Source organism: Agitococcus lubricus, from assembly GCF_003051055.1.
Taxonomy (GTDB): Bacteria; Pseudomonadota; Gammaproteobacteria; order Pseudomonadales; family Moraxellaceae; genus Agitococcus; species Agitococcus lubricus.
The window spans coordinates 181637-204762 of record NZ_QAON01000005.1; the positions used below are offsets into that span (position 1 = coordinate 181637).

18 protein-coding genes are annotated in these 23126 nt (G+C 45.3%); 4 read left to right on the forward strand and 14 right to left on the reverse strand.

Features of this window, described 5'->3' with window-relative positions:
• The first annotated feature begins 64 nt into the window (after positions 1–64).
• Positions 65–430: a response regulator gene (locus C8N29_RS07175; protein WP_107865371.1), complete on the forward strand. Its 366-nt coding sequence runs from the start codon at positions 65–67 to the stop codon at positions 428–430.
• On the opposite strand, the gene C8N29_RS07180 is transcribed toward C8N29_RS07175, so the two are convergent.
• A complete protein-coding gene (locus C8N29_RS07180) occupies positions 419–1360 on the reverse strand; it encodes a Nudix family hydrolase (RefSeq protein ID WP_107865372.1) in 942 nt (313 codons plus the stop codon). The two genes, C8N29_RS07175 and C8N29_RS07180, sit on opposite strands and share 12 nt — an antisense overlap.
• Positions 1361–1535: 175 nt before the next feature.
• Here C8N29_RS07180 and C8N29_RS07185 point away from each other — a divergent pair, with 175 nt between their 5' ends.
• Entirely contained in the window at positions 1536–2324 is a 789-nt protein-coding gene (locus C8N29_RS07185) for an outer membrane lipoprotein (protein WP_107865373.1), read from the forward strand.
• 149 nt (positions 2325–2473) lie between these two features.
• Positions 2474–4669 carry a catalase/peroxidase HPI gene (gene katG, locus C8N29_RS07190; RefSeq protein WP_107865374.1) on the forward strand — a complete coding sequence of 732 codons (2196 nt, stop codon included), beginning with the start codon at positions 2474–2476 and terminating at the stop codon, positions 4667–4669.
• 188 nt (positions 4670–4857) lie between these two features.
• Here katG and argJ read toward each other — a convergent pair whose 3' ends face one another.
• The 3 genes from argJ to C8N29_RS07205 form a co-directional block, all read right to left on the reverse strand.
• Positions 4858–6078 carry a bifunctional glutamate N-acetyltransferase/amino-acid acetyltransferase ArgJ gene (argJ, locus tag C8N29_RS07195; protein WP_107865375.1) on the reverse strand — a complete coding sequence of 407 codons (1221 nt, stop codon included), beginning with the start codon at positions 6076–6078 and terminating at the stop codon, positions 4858–4860.
• Positions 6079–6196: 118 nt separating this feature from the next.
• Positions 6197–8926, reverse strand: a complete 2730-nt coding sequence (gene secA / locus C8N29_RS07200) for a preprotein translocase subunit SecA (protein WP_107865376.1) — start codon at positions 8924–8926, stop codon at positions 6197–6199.
• Between the two features lie 477 nt (positions 8927–9403).
• Complete coding sequence (locus C8N29_RS07205; RefSeq protein WP_107865377.1) at positions 9404–10306, reverse strand: M23 family metallopeptidase; 903 nt, start codon at positions 10304–10306, stop codon at positions 9404–9406.
• A 332-nt stretch (positions 10307–10638) separates the two neighbouring features.
• Between C8N29_RS07205 and C8N29_RS07210 the strand changes: the two genes are divergently transcribed.
• On the forward strand, positions 10639–11064 hold the full coding sequence (locus C8N29_RS07210) for a DciA family protein (protein ID WP_107865378.1): 426 nt from the start codon (positions 10639–10641) through the stop codon (positions 11062–11064).
• 66 nt (positions 11065–11130) lie between these two features.
• On the opposite strand, the gene lpxC is transcribed toward C8N29_RS07210, so the two are convergent.
• The 10 genes from lpxC to murD all read right to left on the reverse strand — a co-directional run bounded on the left by lpxC (position 11131) and on the right by murD (position 23113).
• Positions 11131–12051 carry a UDP-3-O-acyl-N-acetylglucosamine deacetylase gene (gene lpxC / locus C8N29_RS07215; protein WP_107865379.1) on the reverse strand — a complete coding sequence of 307 codons (921 nt, stop codon included), beginning with the start codon at positions 12049–12051 and terminating at the stop codon, positions 11131–11133.
• Positions 12052–12192: 141 nt separating this feature from the next.
• The gene (locus C8N29_RS07220) at positions 12193–12735 is read right to left on the reverse strand and encodes an outer membrane protein (RefSeq protein WP_170106924.1); all 543 of its coding nucleotides are present in this window, start codon (positions 12733–12735) and stop codon (positions 12193–12195) included.
• A 277-nt stretch (positions 12736–13012) separates the two neighbouring features.
• Positions 13013–14209, reverse strand: coding sequence for a cell division protein FtsZ (gene ftsZ / locus C8N29_RS07225; RefSeq protein WP_107865381.1), 1197 nt, complete (start codon positions 14207–14209; stop codon positions 13013–13015).
• 226 nt (positions 14210–14435) lie between these two features.
• A complete protein-coding gene (gene ftsA, locus C8N29_RS07230) occupies positions 14436–15692 on the reverse strand; it encodes a cell division protein FtsA (protein WP_204509293.1) in 1257 nt (418 codons plus the stop codon).
• Between the two features lie 142 nt (positions 15693–15834).
• Positions 15835–16644, reverse strand: coding sequence for a cell division protein FtsQ/DivIB (locus tag C8N29_RS07235; RefSeq protein ID WP_107865382.1), 810 nt, complete (start codon positions 16642–16644; stop codon positions 15835–15837).
• A gap of 181 nt (positions 16645–16825) precedes the next feature.
• Positions 16826–17746 (reverse strand): D-alanine--D-alanine ligase, encoded by a 921-nt coding sequence (locus tag C8N29_RS07240; RefSeq protein ID WP_107865383.1) that lies wholly within the window; start codon positions 17744–17746, stop codon positions 16826–16828.
• A gap of 286 nt (positions 17747–18032) precedes the next feature.
• The gene (murC, locus tag C8N29_RS07245; RefSeq protein WP_107865384.1) at positions 18033–19478 is read right to left on the reverse strand and encodes a UDP-N-acetylmuramate--L-alanine ligase; all 1446 of its coding nucleotides are present in this window, start codon (positions 19476–19478) and stop codon (positions 18033–18035) included.
• A 4-nt stretch (positions 19479–19482) separates the two neighbouring features.
• Positions 19483–20556 (reverse strand): undecaprenyldiphospho-muramoylpentapeptide beta-N-acetylglucosaminyltransferase, encoded by a 1074-nt coding sequence (gene murG / locus C8N29_RS07250; protein ID WP_107865385.1) that lies wholly within the window; start codon positions 20554–20556, stop codon positions 19483–19485.
• Positions 20553–21746 carry a putative lipid II flippase FtsW gene (gene ftsW / locus C8N29_RS07255; protein WP_107865386.1) on the reverse strand — a complete coding sequence of 398 codons (1194 nt, stop codon included), beginning with the start codon at positions 21744–21746 and terminating at the stop codon, positions 20553–20555. The genes murG and ftsW overlap by 4 nt, the downstream gene beginning before the upstream one ends.
• 11 nt (positions 21747–21757) lie before the next feature.
• On the reverse strand, positions 21758–23113 hold the full coding sequence (murD, locus tag C8N29_RS07260; protein ID WP_107865387.1) for a UDP-N-acetylmuramoyl-L-alanine--D-glutamate ligase: 1356 nt from the start codon (positions 23111–23113) through the stop codon (positions 21758–21760).
• Between the last annotated feature and the right edge of the window lie 13 nt (positions 23114–23126).

A 23126-nucleotide genomic window follows, 5' to 3' on the forward strand; every position in this document is an offset into this window, starting at 1 on the left:
AGAACATAAATTCAGCCTGTCATCGACAGACACTTTTGGAACAAAAACAAGCCTAGAGGCATGTATGGCGCATATTTTGATTATTGATGATTCCCCCACAGAACAAGCTGGTCTTAGTCAGATGTTGCATAAATATGGACATATTTGTTCATTTGCAAACACTGGTGAAATTGGCGTTGCAACGGCCAAAAAAAGCAAACCCGACCTCATTCTGATGGATGTCGTAATGCCCGAAACCAATGGTTTTCAGGCAACACGCAAGATTTCCAAAGACCCAGAAACTGCTCATATCCCCATTATTATGGTTAGCACCAAAAATCAGGCCACTGACCGTTTATGGGGCTTACGTCAGGGTGCCAGTGAATACCTCACCAAACCTGTGACTGAAGCATCCTTAATTGCAGCCGTCGATAAACTATTAGCTAAATAAACCACGTATCCCCGCAATGCCTTGCCCCCCATAATGTTGGGCAAGGTGTGTATCCTGCATCAACATACCACCCAAAGCATAAACAGGCAGTTTTGCTTGCTGCACACACGCCACAAAATATGGCCACCCTAATCCCGTTTGTTCGGGATGAGAAACTGTGTTTTTGATTGGCGACAAAGTCGCTGCATCTGCCCCTAAACACCAAGCCTGATTCAGTTCTGTGATATTGTGTGCCGACACCCACAGATAATGCTGTGCGGCTAAACCTAAGTCTTGGCGACTCTGTACACTATGCAGTTGCTGTGCGGTGAGATGCAAGCCTGCCGCCAACGGCACGTCTACCAATAAATCGACATGATAATGCAATATCAATGCAGCCTGCCGTTGTTGACATATCACAGCGACCTGTTGTGCCAACGTCAAATAATCTGCTTTAGCTAAGGTTTTGGCACGTAAACACACAAACATTCCCTGCGTGATACGCGGTGTTAACCAAGCAACTAGGTCACCGCCAACCTCATGTGGTTCTGGCGTGATGTGGTATTTTTCGGGTAATAAAGCGGCTTTAATAATAGGACCATTAGCCGCAGGGAAGGCATAGTCAGCGAATTGTGCAGGCGTTATCCATAACACAGGCTGCCCTTCAGCACCGTGTGCTTCGCCCGTAAAACGAGTCACTCTAAATACCTGTAAACGTACCGATTTATCGGGATAATGATGCTCTACTGTCAATAAGCGTCGATATTCCGTTGCTTGAATACCTAATTCTTCCTGTAACTCTCTGACTAATGCCTGTTCGGGTGTTTCATCAGCATCCACCTTCCCCCCTGCAAACTCCCACAACCCCCCTTGATGTTTATGTAGCGGACGCTGGGCAATCAATAATTGGCCTTGTGGATTATGAATCACGGCTGCAACCACGTTTAACATTATCTTATCCGTATCTAAAACGACGAGTTTATCGAATTTTTTACTCAGCGTTTAGCTCATCGCCTCTCAATATGTTGACAAACTGATACGTTTTTTACCGTTTCATAACGAAATATGCTGATTTTTTAAGCTATCTTTAATCATAATTATTTGAAAAATTTTGGAAACCACAACCATGAATCACTCGTCTCCAACACCCAGCCTACACCCTTTAGTGGCAACGGCTTCTATTAGTGTTATTTTATTTAGCGGTGTGGGTATTGCTTATATGACAGGCTTATTGCCTCAAACGTCTTCTGCCCTCGCACCGCATCTGACTGCAACGCCTTCTCAACCTGCAACACCAACAGTGCTGACACCCCCCGTCTCCTCGCCCACGCCAGTGCTTGCGTTAACGACTGCTCAAAGCACACACACAGAAAAACAGGCTACGCCAAGTGTACAGACGCCCCCTGTTATCGCACCACACCCCCCCAAGGTAGACAAAACAGCCGCTAGTCATAAACACAGCAACGTATATAAAACTGCTAGCCAAGAACCTGAATATGTCTTAACTAAACCCAAAACAACAAGTATCAAAAACACCAATGACGTGGCAACCACACCTAAAAAAATGGAAAGCAAAATCTGTGATAATTGTGGCACTATCGTGGCCATTCGCCATTCGGTGTCAGAAACTCAGCCTAGTGGTTTAGGGGCAATGAGTGGCGCGATTATTGGTGGTGTCATGGGTCATCAATTTGGCAAAGGTGACGGCAAACGCGCTATGACGGCTATTGGGGCGCTGGGTGGTGCAATGGCAGGTAATCAGTTAGAACAGCAAGGGCGACGTATTGATGGCTATCATATCACCGTACAAATGGATAACGGCGGTTCGCGTCAATTTAGTTTTGCTTACGACCCCAAGTTTTATGTCGGTGAAAATGTCCATGTCAACGGTGGCTCTCTTCAACATACTTACTAAATAAAGATGAGCGAGTGATTGCGTCTGCTTCGGGATGTGCATAGTTAAAAACTATTGAAATCATAGAATTATATCATTGGCGCAAATCATCTCCCTTGTCTACCCTTGTTTATACCAACCCAAACATAAATCAACCGAGGGAAGCGATGATGTCTACTCCATCTAAATGTCCGTTTGCCACCATGCACAATCAAACTACAACGGCTGGCGCACGTTCTAACCGTGACTGGTGGCCAAAACAATTAAACCTTAACATTTTACATCAACACAGTCCTGCCTCTAACCCAATGGACGCAGACTTTAATTATGCCGACGCCTTCAAAAAAATTGACTACTCTGCTCTAAAACAAGACCTTACAAACCTGATGACCGACTCCCAAGACTGGTGGCCAGCCGATTGGGGACATTATGGTGGTTTGTTTATTCGTATGGCGTGGCACAGCGCCGGCACGTATCGCACCGCTGATGGTCGTGGTGGTGGCGGTACAGGCAATCAACGTTTTGCGCCTGTGAATAGTTGGCCTGACAATGGCAATTTAGACAAAGCTCGCCGTTTATTGTGGCCGATTAAACAAAAATATGGCAACAGCATTTCTTGGGCAGATTTAATGATTTTGGCAGGTAATGTCGCCTTAGAATCGATGGGCTTTAAGACCTTTGGTTTTGGCGGTGGCCGTGTGGATATTTGGCAACCCGAAGAAGATATTTATTGGGGTAATGAAGACACGTGGTTAGGTGATAAACGCTACACAGGCGAACGCGAATTAGATAATCCTTTAGCTGCGGTACAAATGGGCTTAATTTATGTCAACCCCGAAGGGCCAAATGGTAATCCAGACCCTGTCGCCTCTGGCCGAGATGTGCGCGAGACGTTTGCCCGTATGGCGATGAATGATGAAGAAACAGTGGCATTGGTAGCAGGTGGTCACACCTTTGGTAAAGCGCATGGTGCAGGCGACCCGAAATTAGTCGGTGCAGAACCCGAAGGGGCAGCGATTGAAGAACAGGGTTTGGGTTGGATAAATAAATTGGGTACAGGCAAGGGCGTACACACAACAACCAGTGGTATTGAAGGCGCGTGGAAACCCAATCCAACCACATGGGATAACGGCTATTTTGAGATGTTGTTTGGCTATGAGTGGGAATTGACCAAAAGTCCCGCAGGCGCACATCAATGGGTGGCCAAAGATTGTAAGCCTGAACATTTGATTCCCGATGCCCATGACCCGAGCAAAAAACATCCACCGATGATGACCACAGCCGATTTATCCTTACGTTTTGACCCTGCTTATGAAAAAATTTCGCGGCGTTTTTTGCAAGACCCACAAGCCTTTGCCGATGCCTTTGCGCGTGCATGGTTTAAGTTAACCCATCGTGATATGGGGCCAAAAGCCTTGTATTTGGGTAGTGAAGTGCCTGCCGAAGACTTGATTTGGCAAGACCCGATTCCTGCCGTTGATCATGCACTGATTGATGAACAAGACATTGCTAACTTAAAAGCCATGATTTTAGCTTCAGGTTTAACAGTGTCCGAATTAGTGTCTACCGCTTGGGCATCCGCATCAACTTTCCGTGGTTCAGATAAACGGGGTGGTGCTAATGGTGCGCGTATTCGTTTAGCGCCACAAAAAGATTGGGCAGTGAATCAGCCTGCACAACTCGCTAAAGTATTAGCCGTTTATGAAGCTATTCAGCAGCAATTTAATCAGGTACAAACGACGGGTAAAAAAGTCTCGTTGGCAGATTTGATTGTATTGGGTGGTAATGCCGCCATCGAACACGCCGCAAAGGCCGCAGGTCATACCGTGACAGTGCCGTTTAATGCAGGCCGCACCGATGCCAGCCAAGCACAAACCGATGTTGAGTCTTTTGCCGTATTAGAACCCCAAGCCGATGGTTTTAGAAATTATCAAGCCAAAACCTTTAGTGTCGGTGTTGAGGAATTATTGATTGATAAAGCGCAATTATTAACCCTGAGTGCGCCCGAAATGACGGTATTGATTGGTGGTTTGCGTGTTTTGGGGGCAAATTATAATGGCTCGGCAATGGGTGTGTTTAGTGCGCGGCAAGGTCTATTAACCAATGACTTTTTTGTCAATTTGTTGGATATGGCTACGGTTTGGCGACCCACATCCGAACAAGCCGATGTGTTTGAAGGACGCGACCGCAAAACTGGTCAGGTTAAGTATTTAGGCTCACGTGTGGATTTGATTTTTGGTTCAAATTCGCAATTACGCGCCATTGCGGAGGTGTATGCCCAACAAGATAATCAAACTAAGTTTGTCAAAGATTTTGTCGCGGCATGGACTAAAGTGATGAATTTAGACCGATTTGATATGGCCTAAGTTGAACGGATTCAGGGCTTAGGCGCTTTATGACACTGAATATGTTTTACCAGTATAAAGGCATCAAAAATGTCTAAAATACGAGTAAAAATAAACGCCTATGTCCTGTCAGTATGTCATTACTACACAGACCATGCAGCCCTGCATCTTGGTAGAGGGAACATTGCTTCCCCCTACCAGCCCTTTTCTTAAGACCGATAATCGGCATTGATTTTCACATAATCATAGGAAAAATCACATGTCCATACGGTATCGTTAGCCTCGCCACGATTTAAGACAATACGAATGGTAATTTCGGGTTGTTTCATCACGGCTGCGCCCAATTCTTCACGATAACTGACGGCTGCACCACCATTTTCACAAATACAGACATCGTCCAAATAGACATTGATTTTACTGACATCTAAGTTCGGCACACCGCTACGACCAATCGCCGCTAAAATACGTCCCCAGTTAGGGTCAGAAGCAAAAAACGCGGTTTTAATCAGTGGCGAATGTGCTACGGCATAAGCGACATCACAGCACTCCTGCGTATTTGCACCACCTTCCACTTTGACCGTCATAAACTTGGTTGCGCCTTCACCATCTCTCACAATTAATTGTGCCAAACGCAAAAAGCTACGTTGTAAGGCAGCAAAAAAGGCCTCATATAACGCACCGTTACGCTCAGTCATCAGGGGATTCCCTGCGGCACCTGTCGCTACTAACACACACGCATCATTGGTAGAGGTATCGCCATCAATGGTAATACGGTTGAAAGATTGCTCGGTTACTTCGGCTAATAGACTTTGCAACAAGCCGCGCTCTACCGCCACATCGGTTGCCACAAAACCTAACATCGTCGCCATATTCGGGCGAATCATGCCTGCGCCTTTAGAAATACCCGTGATGGTATACGTCACACCGTCAACCGTAAATTGTTCACTTGCCCCTTTAGGTAAGGTGTCGGTGGTCATAATGCCTGTTGCTGCTGCCGACCAATTATCCTCTTGTAATGCGGCTAAGGCGGCGGGTAATCCTGCTTCTAATTTAGCAATCGGTAATTGTTCACCAATCACGCCAGTCGAAAAAGGCAATACCGCTTCTGCTTGAATATGCGCCAATTCTGCTAAGGCAGCACAGCTACGCAACGCATTGGTCATGCCTGTGGTGCCTGTCCCTGCATTCGCATTACCCGTATTAATAATTAAATAACGGCTATTGGCTTGAGCTAAATTGGCTTTGGCTACTTGTACAGGCGCAGCACAAAAGGCATTGGTGGTAAATACTGCGGCGGTGTTGGCAGACGCTGCCAATTCAAAGACCACTAAATCTTTACGATTTTTATATCGAATATATGCTTCCGCGATTCCAATACGTACACCCTTAACAGGATGCATAATAGGCATAGATAAATCACCAACAGCCATTATTGTTTCCTTTTTTATCAGAAGGACAATATGAATGAGCAATAACCGTGAGCGCAGCTATTACCCGTTTAGTAAAAAAGGGCTACTGATAGCCCTTTTTTTCAGTACTACAAGCGTATTACGCAAGTTGACCATGACAATGTTTATATTTTTTGCCTGAGCCACAAGGACAGGGATCATTACGACCAATGTGTTGCCCCGCAAAAGGATTCGCATGGCTCGTGGTAGGTTCTTCAACCGTCACCGAAATGTTACCTTCGGCATCAGGCAAACCATCAACTTGTGCATGTTCAAACTGCATTTGCATAGCGGCCGCTTCGGCGGCTTGTTGTGCTTCCATTGCAGCAACTTCGTCGGCACTGGGCACATGAATACGGGCATAAGTTTGTACGACTTCGAGTTTGACCGCACCTAATAATTGTTGGAACAGTTGGAACGCTTCACGTTTGTATTCTTGCTCAGGATTCTTTTGCGCATAACCTCGTAAGTGAATGCCTTGACGCAGGTAATCCATTGCCGCTAAATGTTCCTTCCAATGACGGTCTAAAATCTGCAACATGATTTGTTTTTCAATCATATTGGCAACATCGTCACCCATTTTACTGCGTTGCTGACGATAGGCAGCACGCGCAGATTCGGCAATACGCTTACGTAAGCCAGTTTCGTCTAAGCGGTTATCTTCATCTAACCATTGCTGAATCGGTAACTCGATACCAAAGTCGGCCTGCAACCCTTTTTCTAAACTTGCAATGTCCCATTGGTCTTCAATGCTTTGTGGCGGTATAAACTCAGTGACAACAGTGGCAATCACATCATCGTACATATTTTCAAAGCTATCGGCCAAGCTACTCGCTGCCAAGACATCATCACGTTGACCATAAATGGCACGGCGTTGTTCGTTGGCGACATCATCGTATTTTAAGAGGTTTTTACGCATATCAAAGTTACGCGCCTCTACTTTACGTTGCGCCCCTTCAATCGAACGAGTGACCCAACGGTGCTCAATCGCTTCGCCTTTTTGCATACCTAAAGACCGCATCATATTCCGTACACGGTCGCTGGCAAAAATACGCATTAAATCGTCTTCTAAAGACAAATAAAAGCGACTTAAACCAGGGTCGCCTTGACGACCTGCACGACCGCGCAACTGATTGTCAATACGGCGTGATTCGTGACGTTCTGTACCAATAATATGCAAGCCACCCGATGCTAACACGGCGGCGTTATCTTGTTCCCACTGTGCTTTTAGGGCATCAATTTGTGCGGGCGTTGGATTTTGAATTTGTGCTAATTGCGCTTTCCAGTTCCCCCCCAACACAATATCTGTACCACGACCCGCCATATTGGTTGCAATCGTCACCGTACGTGGGCGACCTGCTTGGGCAATAATATCGGCTTCTTGGGCGTGGAATTTGGCATTTAAGACTTGATGCGGAATTTTTTCTTTGTGCAATAAACGGGATAAATATTCACTGGTTTCAATGGTCGCCGTCCCCACAAGTACGGGCGCACCTTTTTCCATGCACTCTTTAATATCACGAATAATTGCTTCGAACTTTTCATCTTTACTGAGATAAATCAGGTCTTCAAGGTCTTTACGTACCATTGGCTTATGAGTAGGAATAACGACCACATCTAAACCATAAATTTGTAAAAACTCAGGTGCTTCCGTATCGGCAGTACCCGTCATACCCGACAATTTTTGATAAAGACGGAAGTAGTTTTGGAAAGTCGTTGTCGCTAAGGTTTGATTTTCGTTTTGAATATCAACGTGCTCTTTGGCTTCGATGGCTTGATGCAACCCTTCAGACCAACGACGGCCCGCCATTGTACGGCCTGTATGTTCATCAACAATGATAATTTCATTATCTTGGACAATATAATGCACATCACGTTGGAAGAGTACGTGTGCTTTTAAGGCTGCTAAAACATGATGCAACAAACCGAGTTTGCTGGGCGCGTATAAACTTTCGCCTTCAGCCAATAAGCCTAATTGGGCTAATAATTGTTCTACATAGTCATAACCCACTTCTGTGAGTTCAATTTGACGTTGTTTTTCATCTACCCAGTAATGGCCACCGTCTGGCTTACCCTCTTCTTTTTGAGCAACTAACTGCGGCGGAATAACATTCACCTGCTCATACAAACGAGAAGAGCCTTCCATTGCACCCGAAATAATGAGTGGCGTACGCGCTTCATCAATCAAAATCGAGTCAACTTCGTCGATGATGGCAAAAATCAAGCCGCGCTGATGTTTATCCTCTAAGCGAAAGGCCATGTTATCGCGCAGATAATCAAAGCCAAACTCGTTATTGGTACCGTAAGTGATGTCTGCAATATAGGCTTCATGTTTTTCTTGGGCAGGCTGCATAGAACGAATAATACCCACCTTCATGCCCAAAAACTCAAAGAGCGGACGATTTAACTCAGCATCACGACGCGCCAAATAATCGTTCACTGTCACCACATGTACACCATGACCACTGAGCGCATTTAAGTAAGAGGCTAAGGTCGCCATGAGAGTTTTACCTTCACCTGTACGCATTTCTGCAATACGGCCTTCGTGCAGGGTCATACCACCAATTAGCTGTACATCGTAGTGACGCATACCCATCACACGTTTAGCGGCTTCACGACAGACGGCAAAGGCTTCGGGCAATAATTGGTCTAGCGTTTCGCCTTTAGTATAGCGATTGCGGAATTCTTCTGTTTTTGCCTGTAATGCAGCATCATCAAGGCTTTGAATACTGGGTTCTAAGGCATTGATTGTTTCAACAATCTTTTGCATCCGTTTTAATTCGCGTTCGTTTTTTGTTCCAAAAATTCCGCTAATGAGGCGTGCTAACATAAAAGCCACTCTTTATTACATGATTTCGACTTCAACCGCATTGGCTCTGGGGTCTGTTGACGTTGTGATTGTGGTTACGAAAGAGACTATTTTGGATTAACGGCTTATGTGTACACACTCAGCTCTCATAGTGCGACTGCATGACCCAATAAGCGTTATTCTGTCAATCTTCAGATGATACCAATTGACCAAAGATGGGGACAGTAAAAGCAGAAGACAAGCGAGATGTGGCGATTTTATCTAAAATAGTACATGGTATACACAATTAGAGGGCTACAATCTACGTTCGGACTTCAGTTGATGGGTCTGTTATCCATTTGGCCAACCAAAAACGGCCACATTCTACCTTGAATTCTGTCTATCAATAAAGGCAGAACCACCATTTTAGATGAAAAAAGGAGAAGCTCTAGCCTCTCCTTTTACACATTTACAGGCAGAGCACACTCAGGCTTTTAAGCCTAAGCCCCCACGGATAAACTATTTTTTTAACGCAACCGCCACATAACTGGCAGGGTCAATTTGTTTGCCATTGAGTAACACTTCATAGTGTAAATGAGTGCCTGTCGAGCGGCCTGTAGACCCCATATAGGCAATCAGTTGGTCTTTAGCCACTAAGTCCCCTGCTTTGGCGACAATACTTTGAGCATGGGCATAACGTGTGGTGTAACCATTCCCGTGATTCACTTCGACGACATTACCATAACCTGCTTTAACACCAGCAAAACTCACCACGCCTGATGCAACACTATAAATATCAGCGCCTTGTGCCCCTGAGAAATCAATACCCCCATGAAACGCGGCACGTCCTGTAAAAGGGTCTGTACGATAACCAAAGGTTGAGGTGATTGCCGCATTACGAACAGGCAAATTAGCCAAATAGGATTGATTATTTTGCAAACGCTTATTAAATAACACGCTGTCTAATGCTTGTAATTGCGTTTCTTTTTGTGCCAAACGCTGCGATAACTCTTGCAAACGTAAGTCGATATTATGCTCACCTAAGACGCTTAAATCTTGGGTCAAGGGTCCACCCTTAGAATCTTTAGCGGGTGCGGAAGAAAACTCTTGTACAGAAATATGTGCACTTTCGGCCACATGCTGACTCAGTGCATCTAAACGTAATAACTGTGCTTGCATTTCTGCAACACGCGCTTGCATGGCTCTAAGCTGTTGAGCTTCTGCTGTATCGATATTGCTATTAACCACAATAGGTGCGGCGGTATTTTTTTGTACCGTAGTTTTAGCACCGACCGCATACCCAATTGCCCCCCCTGCTACCGCTAACAAACTCACCGAGCCAACAAACGTGGCAATCGTGGTGGGTGTCAGACGTAACATCAAGGGTTTAACCGCATAACGTCGCCATGCTGATACTTTCATGCTTTCTCTCCCATACGTGGATTTTAGAGAAAGCGTGTTGGTTTATACCGAATCGACTGACAGTTGTCGTGTCTGATTCGTTAACGGTGATAAAAACAATCACTATAAACAAACACACTCTCACTTGTCGGCCACACATGCCTGTTATCACAGAACACACTCGCCATCGTGAGTACACAATAGGCAGGCTGACAAGCAAATCCAGATTTTGCTAGTTGGCTGACATGGGTAAGTATCACAAATAAGGATACAAACGCTTGTCAACAAGGCGCAGAATACGTAATTTACGTCTATATGACGAACTGATTACTTATTCCGCCTAGGGGCTTGTTATGGCAATTTCTCTTCAGCGCAGTCGTGACCTCAAAGGTTCACCCCTGCTTCTGCAATTACAACAACAAGCACTCTATTTAGCCAAACTCAACGCCATCGTTGCTGAGCAGTTAACGGCTATCAAAGACCATTGTCGGGTTGCCTCCTATAAAGATGGCATTTTAACCCTACAAACGACCAATAACGCCCTGAGTGGGCAGTTACGTTATCTTCACAATCATTACTTGCAAAAGTTGCGCCAACATACAGTATTTAGCGGCATACTTCGTATTCAAATTTTGTTAGCTGCGTCTATTGACGTGAATCGTGCGCAGTCTGAGGCGGTGACACCTCTCTCGCCACAAACGCGTTCATTACTTTTAGAAACAGCGAGTCATATTGAGGATGCAGAGCTTAGCGAAGCCTTACGTAGTTTGGCAAGATAATCGTCTAACAAGCCGACAGACTGACGAATAGCCAACAAACTCAGAAAAACTCGCTAAGTGCTTGATTTAATGGATATCTATGGGGGGATGTGCCTTTACATAAGAAATAGGGGCTAATTCTTCGTCATCAAATGTCACAATTTCCCATGTATCAGGCTGTTCTAGCATAGCACGTAACAACTGATTATTGAGTGCATGACCCGATTTGTAACCTTGAAACTCACCGATAATGCCATAGCCTAAGATGTATAAATCGCCAATAGCATCTAACATTTTATGGCGTACAAACTCATCTTCATAACGCAAACCATCGGCATTCATCACGCCCTCGTCATTTAAGACAATGGCATTTTCTAAACTACCGCCTTTGGCTAAGTTGAGGGAGCGCAGATATTCAATATCACGCATAAAACCAAAAGTACGCGCCCGACTGACCTCTCTCACATAAGCAGTTGTCGAAAAATCAACAACGGCACTTTTATGGTCGTCTAAAAAGGCAGGATGGTCAAAATCAATGGTAAACGCGACACGAAAGCCGTCATAAGGAATAAACGCAGCAATTTTATCGCCAGCTCTAACTTCAATGGGCTTTTTAATACGCACTAATTTTTTAGGGGCATTTTGTTCAATAATACCTGCGGCTTGCAACAAAAATACAAACGGACCTGCACTACCATCCATAATCGGGATTTCTGGCGAGCTGACCTCGATAATTGCATTATCAATCCCTAAACCTGCCAATGCAGACATTAAATGTTCGACTGTGCCCACTTTTACCCCGTCTTTAATGAGGTTAGAGGACATGGTCGTTTCATTAACGAGTAAGGCATTTGCAGGAATATCGACGGGCGTAGGCAGGTCTGTACGACGAAAAACAATACCGCTATCGATCGCGCTGGGTTTTAGCGTGAGATAGACCTTTTGGCCACTGTGTAAACCAATACCAGAGGCACGAATCGTATTTTTGAGGGTTCGTTGGCGCAGCATTGTGACAAAATGTTTCAAACTTAGACGGGCATAGTAACACTTTTTCACATTTGTGCAAGTTTTGTCTAATAATTCGTCGTGATTGATTAAGTAGCTTAATCTATATAGGGGGCTACATCACATATCATCAGCCCCCTCACCTTAGAAATGAAAATTTATACCCATTGTCACCAACTCATTTTTGTGTGTGGCCTGTCCCTGCACTTCTGTATCAGGTAAACGGGTATAGCCTATTTCTATACTCGCGGTATCTACTAATTTAAGACCTGCACCTAAGCCATAGGCAATACCACTGGTATGTGTCTTGCTCTGAGTAAACAATCCCGTTTGTTCATAATTGACTCTAGCGACACCTATACGACTATTCACATACACAGGTGTTGGTGTTTGTAGTTTGGCATAAGCTGCTAAAGTCTCTGTGGCTAAGGTTGAACCTAATCCCAAATCATAATCTTCTAAACTGGTGGAGTATTGCGCTTCTAATCCGATGGCTGGCAATATATTTGCCCCTACAACCAATCCAAGATGATTGAGCTTCAGCGTTTGTTGATTGGGCATCTGAATATCTTCAGTCTGAAGTTGTCCGTACTGTATGCCTAAATATGGACGCTCTTCAGCAACACTCAGGCCTGCTGTCCCTATACCTAAAACTGCAACAACGGCATATTTAGTTGAAGTTTTCATGATCATTTCCTCGCTATAAACACATGTGCCCGTCAATCGGGCAGTTTGATAAGAGCGTATTGGTATTTGCTCTACCTGCGAGAAACGTTATAACAAGGCCATGTACGATTTTTTGCACCTGTTGTGTTGTGCAAAACGGAGAGTTAGTTTGCGAGTATGGCGAATGGGTAAGATTTTTCGGAGAAATGTGAGTGAGCGCTAGACTCTTGTAATATTTAGTAACACTTTGAACCGACCTTCAAGCCAGAATATGGCTTGAAGGCCAGTGGTTTAGTGCTTATTCGCTTTGTTGGCGACGCAAAAAGGACGGGATATTTAATAAGTCCGACTTAGACTCTGCGGGTTTTTGTGCAGGTGCAGGCGCAGCTTGCTGCTTTTTCAAAACAGATGGCGTGTCAAAATCTTCATAACCACGACTTGGTGCAGCAGGCATTCCCCCTAAAGGTGCACGTGGGCGAGCCGCCGCGGTTGCTGTCGCTTGTACCCCTGCCGTCGCAGCTTGTGCTTTGGTTAAACCCGTTGCGACCACGGTAACACGAATATCGTCGCCAATATCGGGGTCAACAATCATGCCAATTTTAATGGCAATGCCTTGTGCCGCCAAAGGCTCTACAATTTCGCCCACGGTGGTATATTCTTCTAAGCCGAGGTCTTCATTACCCGCAATAGAGACTAACAAACCCGTTGCACCTTCTAATTTAATATCATCTAACAGTGGACTGTTAATTGCTTTTAAGGTGGCTTCACGTGCACGGTCTGTTCCAGAGGCAATGCCTGTTCCCATCATCGCCAAGCCACGGTCACGCATCGCATTACGTACGTCAGCAAAGTCAAGGTTAATCATACCAGGACGGGTAATCATGTCAGAAATACCACGCACTGCTTCAAACAAGACGTTATTTGCTTTTTTGAAGGCTTCAATGAGGGAGATTTTATTACCATATACTTTTAAGAGTTTGGCATTTGGAATGGTAATTAAGGAATCGACATGTTGAGATAATTCTTCAATACCTTGGTCTGCCAAATGGTCGCGACGCTCAAACGGGAATGGACGAGTCACAACGCCTACGGTCAGGATTCCCATTTCACGCGCCACTTCGGCAATCACAGGGGCTGCACCTGTTCCTGTACCACCCCCCATACCTGCGGTAATAAAGGCCATATCAGCGCCTTTTAAGGATTCAATAATTTGCTCACGGGTTTCTAAAGCTGCTTGACGCCCTACTTCTGGATTCGTGCCCGCTCCCAAACCGCGGGTTAATTCAGCACCTAATTGTACGGCATTGGGGGAACTCATTTTGGTCAATGCTTGCATATCTGTGTTTGCACAGATGAAATCTACCCCATATAAATGGCTTTGCACCATGTGCTCTACAGCATTACTACCGCCACCACCGACACCAAAGACCTTGATGACAGGACCCTGTAATTTTTGATGACTTTGTTGATCATCTGCGATTTTGAAAATACCCATGTGATTTCTCCTGCCAAAGAATAATCATACTGCTACTGTTAACTAATACCTAATCTTTACACGGTATATCAGTTAAGGCCTCAGGACTTATACATTATCGCTGATAAGCTCAGAGAATGTGCATATTTTTGCAAGGTATAAGCCCTACTCTGTAAATTTGTCTATGAATTGGGACTAATTTAGTAATTACAACCAATTCATAGGCTTAAATCTGTGTTGGCTTCTGTTAGAAATGTTCTTCTAACCAAGCACGTAAACGTTGCACGATACCATCTGCCGCAACCAATGTTTTACGACGCGGTGGCTGCGTGGCTCGTAACTCAAGTACTTTGTCTCTACCCGCCATCAATAAACCCACACTGGTGGCGTAAACAGGATTTCTGACAATTTGTCCATTGCCTTCGGGGCGTAAATTAGGTACACCAATGCGTACTTGCATACCAAAAATCGATTCTGCCAACGCTGCTGCGCCTTCAATACGCGCAGCACCACCTGTCAACACAATCCCTGCACTTAAATATTCGGCTAATCCTGTGTGTTGTAACTGGTCACGAATATATTCGAACAATTCCACATAACGCGCTTCAACAATAGACGCTAAGACATGGCGCTCTAGTTTACGGTGCGCACGGTCACCTGTGCTAGGCACATTGATATATTCTTCGCGCTTGACTGAAATAGACTGTGCACAGGCTTGTTTTATTTTTAATTGTTCTGCTTCTTGTAACGGGGTACGCAAGACATGGGCAATATCATTGGTCACATGGTCGCCACCGACGGCCACAATTTCTGTATATCGCAATGCCCCGTGTGTATACACTGCAAGGTCTGTTGTCCCTGCACCAATATCAATTAAGCAGACCCCCAAGGTTTTTTCGTCTTCAGTGAGTACCGCATTAGCGGCCGCATAGGGTTCTAAAATAATATCATCAATATTGATACATGCGCCGTGTACACATTTTTCTAAATTTTGCAGTGCACTCAAACCACAGGTGACGAGATGATAATGTCCTTCTAGTCGTACGCCCGACATACCCATCGGATTACGAATATCATATTGGCCATCAACACTAAACTCTTGTGACACCAGATGTAATACTTTTTGTTCGGGTAAGATAGCACCTGTTTTCGCATTATCCAAGACAGCATCCATATCTATTTCTGTGACTTCGCCACTACGAATATGCACCACACCTTGTAAATTACGACTATGGATATGATTGCCCGCTATGCCCACAAAAGCAGAGTGTACACTACAATTGGCCATATTTTCGGCTTCTTTAATCGCCGTTTGAATCGCACGGGTGGTTTCATCAATATCCACCACCATACCGCGCTTTAAGCCTGTACACGGACTTTTGCCCACACCTACTACTTCCAAATCTTTGTCAGCAGTAATTTGTGCAATTAAAACAATAATTTTAGACGTACCAACGTCTAAAGCAACAATCAAGTTATCGGCATCTACCATACCATCACCCATGTGATTTTAGGCTCAGTCAACATTACCAACAGGTAATGATTACAATTTTTGTGTCGTGATTGATTAGAACATCAAGTCTGTTAATGTCTAAAAAATCACCTAAATACTGTTCACAATACGCGTTAGATTCACCCTGCTACCATTACATTGCAGGCAAACGCTGTAATTGGTTATGCGTTACAGGCACCGCAAGGCCTTCTTTCCATGCTACTGCGAGTCCATTACGATAACGTAAATCTATGGTGGCAATACGGTCAGCATAAGGGGTTAATTCACGCTGATAGAGTTTGGTAAATCGTTGCAGTTTTTCATTGATAAAGTTTTGGTCTAGTACCACTTGAATGCCATTATCAAAACGAATAAACCATGTTCTACGCTCGGTTAAGTGCAATTCCACCACGCGCAATTTTAACTCACGAAAACGCTCATTAAAGCTACGATATTGGTCCATCACATACGCTGTTTTGCCCACGGGGCCAAATAATAACGGTAAATCGGTGTTTTGTTGGCTCACTTTAGGTTGAAACACTTCACCTTTTGCACTCAAATACCCTTTACTTCCCCAACGCGCAACCGCCTTCTTTTCTACCACGATGACACGAATACCATCAGGCCAACGACGTTGTACAGACATGCTTTCTACCCACGGTGAGGCCAAAACGGCATCTCGAATCGCCACTAAGTCTGTACTAAAATAACTGCCTTGTACGACGGGTTTTAGCCGCGCAGATAGTTCTTCTCGGTCGGCCACACTGATGTCACCTTCTACTTGAACCAGCGCTAAGGGGGCTTTACGTTGCAATTCATGCACCAAACCCATTAATCCCCAACCTAATAAGGCAAACGCAGCGAGCAACCACAAAAAGCTCAGCACACGCCAAACAGTACGCAAATGGCGTTGCGTGCCAGTCAGCACGAGCGGGGCTTGATTGCTTGACGCATGTGACGGCATAACCAAAAATCTCACGACTAAAAAATTAGGGTCTCAATACCCACCCGAATCAACGCACATTAGGTGACCTTAGCACAGGCAAAGGTCGTCATTCTTAACGCAGATATTTATCCCTTGCGTGTTTCAACAAATACTTGGCAAAGTCTACAATGATACTACTGTATTCGGGTTGGATTCGAGTTTATTTCACGGTTTGCGACAAAATACTGAGCACTAAGTCTTGAAAACTGATCCCTGCGGCTCGTGCGGCCATCGGAACTAAGGAGTGGTCAGTCATACCAGGTACCGTATTCACCTCTAATAACCAGAAGTTACCTTGCTCATCTTGCATGGCGTCAATACGTCCCCATCCTTGTGCCCCCACCTTTTCAAATGCTTCGAGCGCGATGGCTTGTAATGTCGCCTCATCATCAGGGCTCAAGCCACAAGGACACAAATATTGCGTATCGTTGGCTTTATATTTTGCGTCAAAATCATAAAAACCATGACTTTGATGCGGTTGTAAACGAATAACAGGCAAGGCTTTACCTGCCAAAATAACCACCGTATATTCACGACCCGTTACCCATGACTCTGCAATAATTTCGCTGTCATATTGTGCAGCAAAGGCATACGCGGGTTGTAAGTCTTCGGCTTTTTCTACTTTACGCATACCGATACTAGAGCCTTCGTGAGCAGGCTTCACCATTAAAGGCAAACCTAATTGAGCAACCACCTGCGCAAAATCGGTATCAGCACGTAATTGGGCATAGGCAGGTGTTGGGAGTCCACAGCCTAACCACAATTGTTTGGTGCGTGCTTTGTCCATCCCCAAGGCTGACGCAAGTACGCCACTGCCTGTATAGGGAATATGCAGTAGCTCTAAAGCACCTTGCATGGTGCCGTCTTCACCACCACGTCCATGTAAGACGATAAAAGCACGGTCAAATTGCAGGATATCGGCAATGGCTTGTTGTGCGGGGTCAAAAGCATGGGCATCAACACCCGCGGCTTGTAAAGCTGACAATACCGCCTGACCACTAATCAAAGAAATTTCACGTTCTGCCGATGTTCCGCCTAATAACACAGCGACACGACCAAATTGTTGTACTGCACTACTCATGTTCTTACTCAAAGAAAGTAAAGTCTATTGGATAGTTGGCTATTGGTGAACCAAGGTGTGTTTTGGAAGGGATAAGTCGCCTAAGCTACATGATTGCTTGTTTCAATCACACAACACCGTAGCAAAAACATCCATTTTGAGCTTGATGATAACGGAACATGCATCACGGTTAACCCATCATTTACTTCACCCACCCAAGACCAATAGCCCTGATGATTTAGCTTAAAACGACACACCTTTGACTAGGAGAAACAGCACAAACAGTGCCAACCTCCTATCATGGACGTTATATTTTGCTTAAATATAAACCGTGTTGGGCTAATTCTAAGGCAATTGCCCCCACAGTGCCCGCACCTTGGGTTAACAATACGTCATTCGCTTGTAACACGGACGGTAATAAGGTAGGTAATTCCTCTATTTTTTCAATAAAAATCGGTTCAACTAAACCGCGTGCTCGGATACTACGCGCCAAGGTACGACCATCTGCGCCTGCAATCGGTTTTTCGCCTGCCGAATAAACATCTAACAATAATAAAACATCCACCTGTGATAAAACCTGTACAAAATCTTCAAAGCAATCACGGGTACGGGTATAACGGTGCGGTTGAAACATCAAGACCAAACGACGGTCAGGAAAACTTTGTCTTGCTGCTTTTAATGTCGCTTCTACTTCTCTGGGATGATGACCATAATCATCCACTAAACGTACGGTCTGACCTTGTGTGGTCGCAAACTCACCGTATTGTTGAAAACGTCGACCCACGCCTTGAAAGTTGGCTAGAGCCGTTTGAATGGCTTGCTCATCTACGCCTTCATCGCTTGCGATAGCAATCGCGGCTAAGGCATTTAAGACATTGTGTAAACCTGGCAAATTAAGGCTAACGGCCAACGGTGGATGGTGAGGACGCAAAACCGTAAATCGTGTTTGCATACCGTCTTGGCAAATATCCACTGCACGCACATCATTAGCTTCTGCAAAACCGTAGGTCACTGTTGGCCGTGCAATACGAGGTAGCAACTCCCGAATGACGGGGTCATCGCCACAAACCACCGCCAAGCCATAAAAGGGTAAATTATGTAAGAATTCGATAAAGGTATCTTTTAGCTTTTCAAAAGACCCGCCATAGGTATCCATATGGTCAGCATCAATATTGGTAACAACGGCAGCCATAGGTTGCAAATGTAAAAAAGAAGCATCACTTTCATCCGCTTCCGCTACCAAATAACGGCTACCGCCCAATTTGGCGTTTGTACCTGCACTATTTAACAAACCACCAATCACAAAGGTCGGGTCAAAGCCGCCTTCGGCTAAAATCGAGGTGACCAGACTCGTCGTCGTCGTTTTACCGTGTGTGCCCGCAATCGCAATGCCGTGACGATAGCGCATTAACTCGCCAAGCATTTCTGCACGACGGACGATAGGCAGACGTTGCTCACGCGCTGCAACCACTTCAGGATTCGTGCTGTCAATGGCCGTTGATACAACCACAACATCCGAACCTTGAATATTTTCTGCGGCATGGCCAATAAAAATATCTGCCCCTAAATCTTGAAGACGAGCCGTCGTTTTACTGGCTTTGGCATCTGAACCTGCAATCCGATAGCCTTGATTAAGTAGCACTTCGGCAATACCACACATGCCCGCGCCACCAATACCGATAAAATGAATACGACGGATACGGCGCATCTCAGGAATTTCGATGAGTCGCGTACGGGAGCTTTGATTTATCATAAAATTACTCAGCACGAAGACAATAATTAGCAACCGTTGCCGTTGCTTCTGGTTGTGCAAGTTTACGAGCAATCACTGCCATTTGCAGTAATGTTGCCCGCGACAATAGGGGTTTCAGACGGTCGGCTAAACTCTCTGGGGTCAAACTTTGTTGTGGGCACAACAATGCGGCCCCCGCATCACTCAAATAACGGCCATTGGCTGTTTGATGGTCATCGACAGCAAAAGGGTATGGGACTAAAACAGAAGCCACACCTGCGGCAGCAATTTCACTGACCGTTAAAGCGCCCGAGCGACAAATGACTAAGTCTGCCCACGCATAAGCCTCCGCCATATCGGCAATAAAGGGCTGTACATCTGCGGTAACAGCCAAGCCCTGATAACGTGCCAACGTCGCTTCGGCACGATTTTTACCCGATTGATGGCGAATAGTTAAGGCATAGTCTTTAGTCAATAACGCTAAGGCTTGTGGAACTAAGTCATTAAGAGCCACCGCTCCTTGGCTACCGCCTAAAATTAAGATATTTAACGCTCCCTCTCGCTCAGCATAACGCTGTTCAGGTGACGCTAATTGGGCAATGACAGGACGCACAGGGTTGCCTGTGGTTTTGACTTTAGGACTTGCGGCAAAGGCTTGAGGAAAGGCTTGTAGCACCGTGGTTGCCAAATGCGATAACTGCTTATTAGTAAACCCCGCAATGGCATTTTGCTCATGGATAATCAACGGCTTTGCTAACAAACGGGCGGCAACACCACCAGGCCCCGTCACATAACCCCCTAAACCAATGACACAATCTGCCTTCACCGCTTTTAAGACACGCATGGCAGCCAATATAGCCGCCAAAATTTTGAAGGGGGCTAGCAATAGCCGCGCTATCCCCTGCCCTCTGACACCTTTGACATCTAAATAGCTAATTGGGAAACCGTTCTTAGGTACAATATCTGCCTCAATACCGTTTGCGGTACCCAACCAATGAATTGCAATACCTTGCTGTGCTAAATGTTGTGCTACCGCAAGTGCAGGAAAAACGTGCCCCCCTGTACCACCCGCCATGACAACCACAGACTTAACCGTCATGGTGTGCCTCCTTGTTTTGCTATTGTCGTTTCTGCATCTATTCGTAATAAAATACCTAACATGGTAAACACAACCACCAAACTACTACCACCATAACTAATAAAAGGTAAGGTTAACCCTTTGGTTGGAAACAACCCTGTACACACCGAGATATTGATAATGGCTTGCATCAGCATTAAAAAAATCATGCCATAGGCCAAATAAGACTCTTGTAATTTACCAACTGCAGCTGCGTTTCGACCAATACGCACACCTGCTTGAACCAACATAAAAAAAGCGATTAGCAATACAAATACACCAACAAGCCCAAACTCTTCGGCATAAATGGCAAACACGAAGTCAGTATGTGCCTCGGGCAAATAGAACAACTTTTGTACACTATGACCCAACCCAACACCAAACCAATCCCCACGACCAAAGGCAATCAAACTTTGGGATAATTGATAATCTGTACCATAGGCATCATCCCAAGGTTCCCAAAAGGACATTAAGCGTTTGACCCGATAATCCGCCGAAAAAGCCAGCGCAATCGCACCACCAACTACACCCGCAAACAACAACCCAAATTGTGCTAAGGGAGCGCCGCCTAAAAACAACATGCCTAAGATGGCACTCATCAAAACCAAACTGGCACCAAAGTCAGGTTCAGCCATAAACAAGGCAATCGTCAACCCAATAATAATGCCTGCACGTAGTAAGCCCGTAAAATAGGTGGTACGTACGGCTTCTTGACGACGGACGAGATAACCCGACATAAATAAGACGACAGCAAATTTGCCAATTTCAGAGGGTTGTATGGTAATGCCAGCAGCACCTAGCCAGCGTGCACTGCCGTTAATGCGACGGCCAATGCCTGGTATCAACACTAAAATCAACAACACAAACGAAATAATTAAAATATACCAACTCCAACGCTGCCAAAAATGCATTGGAATTTGCGCCGCAACGGTGGCCGCGGTCACGCCCATCAGGACGTAAATTAAATGCCGAATAAAAAAATAAAAGGGATTATTAAAATCTGCCGAGGCAATACCCATTGACGCAGAAGCGACCATAATAACGCCTATCGACGCCAAAATCGCGGCTGCCAACATCAATAATCGGCGGACTGTAAACTCCTGCTGCCAGTTAGGAACTAACCAGTGACGAGGAATCTGTGTTAAAGAAGGCCTCTTAAGTGCTAACTTCATACCATTTATCACTACAAGGAATACAGGGCATTAACCGCTGCCACAAACTGATGGCCACGGTCTTCATAATGTTTGAACATATCAAAACTGGCACAAGCAGGCGATAATAGAACCGCATCACCTGCGCAAGCCAACTGATGGGCTTGTTGTACGGCGTCAACTAAGGTCGAGGCATAGTATTTGACGAGTTGCGGACTGAGTGCAGCGTCAATTTTTTGGGCATCTTCACCAATTAAAACCACAGCTTTACTATATTGCACTAAGGCAGGCGACAAGGGTCGAAAATCTTGTCCTTTACCCACTCCCCCTGCAATCAAAATCACTTGGCCACTAATACTCGCACCTAAGCCATTAATAGCGGCTAAGGTAGCACCGACATTCGTCCCTTTGGAGTCGTTATACCATGCAACCTGCTGTTGTTTGGTCACTAACTGACAACGATGCGGTAGTCCCGTAAAATGACGCAAGGTCGTCAACATCGCGGTCATGGGGATATTGACGGCCTCACCCAGTGCTAAGGCGGCTAAGGCATTCGCGACATTGTGCTCACCAAAAATGCCCATTTCTTGCGTTGGCATCAATTTTTGCGCACCTTTGGCTAAATAACTCACACCTTGCTCTTTAATGACGCCGTATTGATGCAAATCGGGTGGATTCAGGCCAAAACTGGTATTGGGGATATGTTCTGGCAATAACGGCACTGTCAGTAAATCTTGGCGGTTGGTGACATAATAGTGACAGTTACGATAGATACGTTGTTTGGCCGCATGATACTCCTGCATATTGGCATAACGGTCCATGTGGTCTTCGCTAATATTCAGAATGGTGGCGGCAGCGGCTTGCAAACTAAATGTTGTCTCTAGCTGAAAACTGGATAGCTCAAGCACATATAAATCGGCAGGTTGTGCGAGTAATTCTAAAACAGGCGTCCCTAAATTCCCGCCTACACCGACAACAATACCTGCGGCTTCTGCCATCAATCCCACTAAGGTAGTGACCGTACTTTTGGCATTAGACCCTGTAATCGCGACAATGGGGGTTGTTGTGGCTCGGCAAAATAACTCTATATCCCCAATCACTTGAATCCCGTGTTGTCTGGCAGCAGCGAGTGCAGGTTCATTAATTGATATACCTGGACTACACACAATCTCTTGGGCACTGAGCAATAACTCTGCGTCTAAGTGCCCTAAACTAACGACAACATCGGGATATTCGGTACGTAACTCGGCTAAATTAGGTGGATTTTCACGTGTGTCATTCACGGCTACTGTGTAACCCATTTGTTTTAAGTAACGGACACAAGAAAGTCCCGTTTTACCTAAACCAACCACTACTTTGAGTCCTGCACGCTGGATTAAACCCGCCATAATTGCCTCTATG